The 6,346-nt window shown below is 67.9% G+C and carries 6 protein-coding genes and 2 pseudogenes; 6 read left to right on the top strand and 2 right to left on the bottom strand.

Translation table 11 applies throughout. The features are described 5' to 3' along the window. Window positions 1-50 precede the first annotated feature (50 nt). A pseudogene (locus HC022_RS16860) lies at window positions 51-146 on the bottom strand (MscL family protein); the annotation flags it as partial. Between the two features lie 150 nt (window positions 147-296). On the opposite strand from HC022_RS16860, the gene HC022_RS16855 reads away from it, so the two are divergent. Further along, the gene (locus tag HC022_RS16855; protein WP_089958574.1) at window positions 297-995 is read left to right on the top strand and encodes a glutathione S-transferase family protein; all 699 of its coding nucleotides are present in this window, start codon (window positions 297-299) and stop codon (window positions 993-995) included. A gap of 68 nt (window positions 996-1,063) precedes the next feature. On the opposite strand, the gene HC022_RS16850 is transcribed toward HC022_RS16855, so the two are convergent. Further along, the gene (locus HC022_RS16850) at window positions 1,064-1,513 is read right to left on the bottom strand and encodes a YtoQ family protein (RefSeq protein WP_008883190.1); all 450 of its coding nucleotides are present in this window, start codon (window positions 1,511-1,513) and stop codon (window positions 1,064-1,066) included. A 260-nt stretch (window positions 1,514-1,773) separates the two neighbouring features. Here HC022_RS16850 and HC022_RS16845 point away from each other — a divergent pair, with 260 nt between their 5' ends. From HC022_RS16845 to HC022_RS29260, 5 genes and pseudogenes are all read left to right on the top strand, one after another. Beyond that, window positions 1,774-2,820 (top strand): rod shape-determining protein, encoded by a 1,047-nt coding sequence (locus HC022_RS16845; RefSeq protein ID WP_008883291.1) that lies wholly within the window; start codon window positions 1,774-1,776, stop codon window positions 2,818-2,820. A gap of 45 nt (window positions 2,821-2,865) precedes the next feature. Further along, entirely contained in the window at window positions 2,866-3,780 is a 915-nt protein-coding gene (gene mreC, locus HC022_RS16840) for a rod shape-determining protein MreC (RefSeq protein WP_089958576.1), read from the top strand. Beyond that, entirely contained in the window at window positions 3,773-4,312 is a 540-nt protein-coding gene (locus HC022_RS16835) for a hypothetical protein (protein ID WP_008883162.1), read from the top strand. The genes mreC and HC022_RS16835 overlap by 8 nt, the downstream gene beginning before the upstream one ends. After that, a complete protein-coding gene (gene mrdA, locus HC022_RS16830) occupies window positions 4,309-6,234 on the top strand; it encodes a penicillin-binding protein 2 (protein WP_089958579.1) in 1,926 nt (641 codons plus the stop codon). Before HC022_RS16835 ends, mrdA begins: the two co-directional genes overlap by 4 nt. Next, window positions 6,231-6,346: pseudogene (locus tag HC022_RS29260) on the top strand (rod shape-determining protein RodA); the annotation flags it as partial. The gene mrdA and the pseudogene HC022_RS29260, both read left to right, overlap by 4 nt.

The raw sequence follows: 6,346 nt of genomic DNA, 5'->3' as shown, positions 1-6,346 counted from the left end.
CCGCCGGTGAGGAGACCGCCGAGGGGATTGTTCATGTCGTTGCCCAGCTATTGCACGATGGCGGTGAGGGCGGCGCCGATGATGTTGCCTACCGCCATATCCATGACGTTGCCCTTGGCGATGAAATCCTTGAATTCCTGAATCACTTTTGTGTTCCTTGCTGTCCTCGGCTGCGTCGCAGCGATTGATCGCCCGGTCCTCTGCGGGCAAGGCTTGGGGAAACACTGGCATAGCCGGGCCCGCGCGGAAACGGCAAACCGCCCGCCTCTGGTCCGGCGCATTTGCAGGAGCGCAGAATGACCACTCTTTCCGATTTCCCGATCACCGCCCGCTGGCCCGCGACCCATCCCGACCGCATCCAGCTCTATGCCTTCCCGACCCCCAACGGGGTCAAGGTGTCGATCGCGCTCGAGGAAATGGGCCTGCCCTACGAGGCTCACAAGGTGCCGCTGGGCGACGCGTTCGTGAAGAGCGCCGAGTTCACCTCGCTCAACCCCAACGGCAAGATCCCCGCGATCATCGACCCCGACGGCCCCGACGGCAGCCCCGTCGGCATCTTCGAGAGCGGCGCCATCCTGATCTATCTGGCCGACAAGACCGGGCGCTTCATCGGCAGCACGCCCGCGGCGCGTTACGAGGTGCTGCAGTGGCTGATGTTCCAGATGGGCGGCATCGGGCCGATGTTCGGGCAGCTCGGCTTCTTCTGGAAATTCGCGGGCTCCGAGATCGAGGATCCCCGCCCGCGCGAGCGCTATGTCTCCGAGGCGCGCCGCCTGCTCGGCGTGGTCGAGCGGCAGCTCGAAGGGCGAGAGTGGATCGCCGGCGACTACTCCATCGCCGACATGGCCATCGCGCCCTGGCTCAACGCGCTCGGGTTCTACGGCGCGACGGACGTGGTGGGCTGGCCGGAGCTGCCGAATTGCCGGGCCTACGTGGAACGGTTCCTAGAACGGCCCGCGGTAAAGATCGGCATGGTCACCCCGCCGCGGGACTGAGCGCGGCTTGCGTGACGCGCCGCCCACGCTTCCCGAACGGGCTGAGGGCCATTGCCTGACGAAAGGCCTCAGCCCGGCAGGGTGCCGGTGAGCACGTAGCGGAAGATCTCGACCACCTCCTCCGGCTCGCGGGCGACCGCGAGCGCGGCGGCGTCGACCTCCTTGAGTGCGTGGTCATGCTCGGGCGGCTGCAGGATGATCAGCGACTTGCCGAGAGCCGCGGCATAGCCCGCGTCGAAGGCGGCGTTCCACTGCTTGTACTTGTCGCCGAAGCGCACCACCACGACGTCCGCGTCGGCGATGCCCTTGCGGGTGCGGATCGCGTTCATCTGGGCGCCCTTGCGGTCGTGCCAGAACTTGCTCTCCTCGGCGCCGAGGATCGTCACCCCGCAATCGTCGCTCGCGGCATGATCGGTCACCGGTGACGAAAACGTGACGTCGAGCCCCTGCGCGCCCTCGATGATCCGGTCGCGCCAGTCGCTGTGGATTTCCCCCGAAAGATAGACGTTCAGCCCCATGTCCTCATTCCCTCCTTATGCAGTGTCCGACCTGTTCCTGACATATGCTGGCATGGGCGCAAGACAAACCCGCGCCCCTTGCCGGGCCCCTCGGGAAAGGTGACCTGCCGGTTTCCAGGCAGGCGCTCCGGCTGCGGCGGTTTCACGCCGAATTGCAGCGCCCAGCCCCTTTCGCCAACGGACAAGCGGTCCTATAAGATCTCCGGCTTGGACTCGGGCAGAGTCGCGGGCCAAATCTAGTATTCGGGGCAGGGCACAGAATGTTTGGACTGGATAGACTCATGGGCGCCTTTTCGGCGGACATGGCAATCGACCTCGGGACCGCGAACACGCTGGTCTACGTCAAGGGACGCGGGATTGTCCTGTCCGAGCCTTCAGTGGTCGCCTACCACATCAAGGACGGGGTGAAGAAAGTGCTCGCCGTGGGCGAGGACGCCAAGCTGATGCTGGGCCGGACACCCGGCTCGATCGAGGCCATCCGGCCGATGCGCGAGGGCGTGATCGCCGACTTCGACACCGCCGAAGAGATGATCAAGCACTTCATCCGCAAGGTGCACAGGCGCTCGACCTTCTCGAAGCCCAAGATCATCGTCTGCGTGCCGCACGGCGCCACCCCGGTCGAGAAGCGCGCCATCCGCCAGTCGGTGCTGAGCGCAGGCGCCCGCAAGGCCGGCCTCATCGCCGAGCCCATCGCCGCGGCCATCGGGGCCGGCATGCCGATCACCGATCCGACCGGCAACATGGTCGTGGACATCGGCGGCGGCACCACCGAGGTGGCCGTTCTGTCGCTGGGTGACATCGTCTACGCCCGCTCGATCCGCGTCGGCGGCGATCGCATGGACGAGGCCATCGTCAACTATCTGCGCCGCCAGCAGAACCTGCTCGTGGGCGAATCCACCGCCGAGCGCATCAAGACCTCCATCGGCACCGCCCGCATGCCCGACGACGGGCGCGGTTCGTCGATGCAGATCCGCGGCCGCGACCTGCTGAACGGCGTGCCGAAGGAAACCGAGATCAGCCAGGCGCAGGTCGCCGAGGCACTGGCCGAGCCGGTGCAGCAGATCTGCGAGGCGGTGATGACCGCGCTCGAAGCCACCCCGCCGGATCTTGCCGCAGACATCGTCGATCGGGGCGTCATGCTCACCGGTGGCGGCGCGCTGCTGGGCGATCTCGACCTGGCCCTGCGCGAGCAGACCGGTCTTGCCGTCTCGATCGCGGACGAGAGCCTCAACTGCGTGGCGCTCGGCACCGGCAAGGCGCTCGAGTACGAGAAGCAGCTGCGCCACGCCATCGACTACGACTCCTGACGCGCGTTAAATGATCGCGGCCCCAAGCCTGCTATAAGGGGTTGAATGGCGAAGCACGGAACCAATTCCGAGGACTATTCCCGCCCGCTGAAGCGCCTGCTTCTGGCGGTGCTGGTCCTGTGCCTCTTCGGGCTCTTCCTGTTCTGGCGGATCGACAGCCCGCGGGTGGAGCGTTTCCGCGCGCAGGTGATCGACGCCGTGCTGCCCGGCTTCGACTGGGCCATGGCGCCGGTCACGGGTACGGTGAACATCCTGCGGGATTTCCAGAGCTACCAGCGCATCCACGAGCAGAACCAGGAATTGCGCCGCGAGCTGCGCCAGATGACCGCCTGGAAAGAGGCCGCCCTGCAGCTCGAGCAGGAGAACGCGCGCCTGCGCGATCTCAACAACGTGCGCCTTGATCCCCGGCTCACCTACATCACCGGCGTGGTGCTGGCCGACAGTGGCTCGCCCTTCCGCCAGTCGGTGCTGATCAACGTGGGATCGCGCGACGGCATCGTCGACGGCTGGGCGACCATGGACGGCATCGGCCTCGTCGGGCGGGTCTCGGGCGTCGGCGCCAACACCAGCCGGGTGATCCTGCTCACCGACACCACCAGCCGCATTCCCGCGGTGATCCAGCCTTCGGGACAGCGCGCGCTGGTGACCGGTGACAACTCCGCCGCGCCGCCCATCGACTTCCTCGAGGATCCCGACCAGGTGCGCCCCGGCGACCGCATCGTGACCAGCGGCGACGGCGAGGTCTTCCCGCCGGGGCTGCTGATCGGACAGGTGGCCGAGGATCCGGGCGGCCGACTGCGGGTCCGACTTGCCGCCGACTACGAGCGGCTCGAGTTCCTGCGCGTCCTGCGCGACCACGGCGCCCGGCGCGTGAGCTCGCCCTCGGCGCTGATCCTGCCCGAGCTGCCGCCGGGCACGGGCAGCAACACCGCGCAGGCACCGGAGCAGCCCGATGGCTGAATCCCGCCCTGCCCGCATCTGGATCATGCGAGCGGCCTTCGTCGGACTGTCGCTTCTGGTGATGTTCTACCACCTGCTGCCGCTCGACCTGCTGCCGCCGCGCTATGCCGGGCCCGACCTTCTGGTGGCACTCTGCTTTGCCTGGGCGCTGCGCCGTCCCGACTACGTGCCCGCACTTTCGGTCGCGGCGGTGATGCTGCTCGCGGACATCCTCTTCCAGCGCCCGCCGGGGCTCTGGTCGGCGCTGGTGCTGATGGCGACCGAGTTCCTCAAGTCGCGCGACCGGCGCGACCGCGAGAGCACCTTCGTCATGGAGTGGATCGCTGTCGCGACGGTGCTCGCGGTCATCACGATTGTGTTTCGCCTTGCCCTCGGGCTCTTGATCGTTCCGGCCGGACCGTCTTTCCTGTCGCTGATGCGCTTCGCGATGACCGTGATCTGCTACCCGCTGGTGGTGATGGTCTCGCAGTACCTGCTCGGGGTCCGACGCCTTGCCCCGGGCGATTTCGACCACGCCGGGAGGAGCCTGTGAGACGCACGCCCCGCGATACCGCCGAGAGCAGCCGCAAGATCACCCGACGCGGGCTCATGCTGGGCGCCGCCCAGGTGGCCTTTGCCGGCACGCTGGCGATGCGCATGCGCTACATGCAGGTGGAGCAGGCTGACGAGTTCCGCCTGCTGGCCGAAGAGAACCGCATCAACATCCACCTGATTCCGCCGTCGCGCGGCCGCATCTTTGACCGCAACGGCCGGGTGATCGCCGAGAACGAGAACACCTACCGCATCACCATGCGGCGCGAGGATGCCGGTGACATCGACGACGTCATCCGCCGCCTCTCGGTGCTGGTCGAACTCGACCCGGCCGAGGTCAAGCGCGCCATCGAGGAGATGCGGACCTCACCGCCGTTCCTGCAGGTGACCGTTGCCGACCGCGTGAGCTGGGAGTCGATCAGCCGCGTCGCGGTGAACGCCCCCGCCCTGCCCGGCGTCACACCCGAGGTGGGCCTGAGCCGCGTCTACCCGCAGCACGAGAACTTCGCCCACGTGGTGGGCTACGTGGGCCCGGTCTCCGAGCGCGATCTCGCCCGTTACGAGGACCCCGAGCCGGTGCTGCGCATCCCGCGCTTCCAGATCGGCAAGGTCGGCATCGAGGCGAAGTTCGAGGAGCAGCTCCGCGGCAAGGCCGGTGCCAAGCGCGTCGAGGTCAACGCCGTCGGCCGCGTCATGCGCGAGCTCGACCGGCGCGAGGGCGCGACCGGCGCCGACATGCAGCTTACCGTCGACAGCGACCTGCAGGATTACATCAAGGCGCGCCTCGGCGAGGAAAGCGCCTCGGCGGTGGTGATCGACGTCGAGAACGGCGACGTGCTGGCCATCGCCTCGGCCCCCTCCTACGACCCGAACAAGTTCGTCCGCGGCATCTCGGTCGCCGACTACAACGTGCTGCGCGAGAACAACCACCGGCCGCTGGCCTCGAAGACCGTGCAGGACGCCTACCCGCCCGGCTCGACCTTCAAGCTGGTGACCGCGCTGGCGGGCCTCGAGGCCGGGGTCATCGGGCCCGACGACACGGTCTACTGCCCCGGTCATATGGAGATCGGTTCGCGGCGCTTCCACTGCTGGAAGCGCTCTGGTCACGGCCGGGTCAACCTCGAGAACAGCCTCCGCGACAGTTGCGACGTGTTCTACTACGACCTCGCGCTGAAGGTGGGCATCGAGAAGATCGCCGACATGGGCCGCAGGCTCGGGCTCGGCACCGCGCCGGACGTGCCGATGTCGGCGGTGACCGACGGGCTGATCCCCGACAAGGACTGGAAGCGGCGCGAGCGCGGCGCCGAGTGGCGCATCGGCGACACGGTGAACGCCTCGATCGGACAGGGCTACGTGCTGACCTCGCCGCTGCAGCAGGCGGTGATGGTGGCGCGGGTTGCCACGGGGCGCGCCATCGAGCCGCGGCTGGTGCGCAGCGTCGGCGGCGTCGAGACGCCGTCGCGGGGCGGCGGCACGCTGGACATCGACCCGACGCATCTCAAGTACATCCGCAAGGGCATGTTCTCGGTGATGAACAGCCGCCGGGGCACCGCCTACCGGTCGCGCATCGCGCTCGACCATATGCTGATGGCGGGCAAGACCGGCACCAGCCAGGTGCTGAACCGCGTCGTGAACAGCAAGGAAGTGCCGTGGGAGCATCGCGACCACGCGCTCTTCGTGAACTTCGCGCCCTATGACGCGCCGCGCATCGCGGTCTCGGTGGTCGTCGAGCACGGTGGCGGCGGGTCCTCGACCGCGGCGCCCATCGCGCGCGACATCACCCTGCAGGCGCTGTTCGGCGGCACCCCGCCGCTCGACGCCTACCCCTCCTCGGACCGCGGTCGCATCGAGGCGCAACAACAGGAAATCGAACGGATCCGCCGCGAACGGGCCGCCGCCGCCGCCGCGGGGAGCCGGGCATGAGCTATCTCGAATACACGGTCAAGACGGTCCCGACCGGCTGGCGCAAGGTGCTCTACCTGAACTGGCCGCTGGTGATCCTGCTGACAGCGGTCGCCTGCGTCGGCTTCCTGAT

Origin of the sequence: Salipiger sp. HF18 (assembly GCF_011806505.1) — a bacterium.
Taxonomy (GTDB): domain Bacteria; phylum Pseudomonadota; class Alphaproteobacteria; order Rhodobacterales; family Rhodobacteraceae; genus Salipiger; species Salipiger thiooxidans.
The sequence above is the reverse complement of the archived record's forward strand: the minus strand, read 5'-3'. Positions and strand labels throughout refer to the sequence as shown.

Coding starts and splice junctions, on each gene's coding strand:
- HC022_RS16855 (WP_089958574.1), top strand. CDS start 297: ATGACCACTCTTTCCGATTTCCCGATCACCGCCCGCTGGCCCGCGACC.
- HC022_RS16850 (WP_008883190.1), bottom strand. CDS start 1,513: ATGGGGCTGAACGTCTATCTTTCGGGGGAAATCCACAGCGACTGGCGC.
- HC022_RS16845 (WP_008883291.1), top strand. CDS start 1,774: ATGTTTGGACTGGATAGACTCATGGGCGCCTTTTCGGCGGACATGGCA.
- mreC (WP_089958576.1), top strand. CDS start 2,866: ATGGCGAAGCACGGAACCAATTCCGAGGACTATTCCCGCCCGCTGAAG.
- HC022_RS16835 (WP_008883162.1), top strand. CDS start 3,773: ATGGCTGAATCCCGCCCTGCCCGCATCTGGATCATGCGAGCGGCCTTC.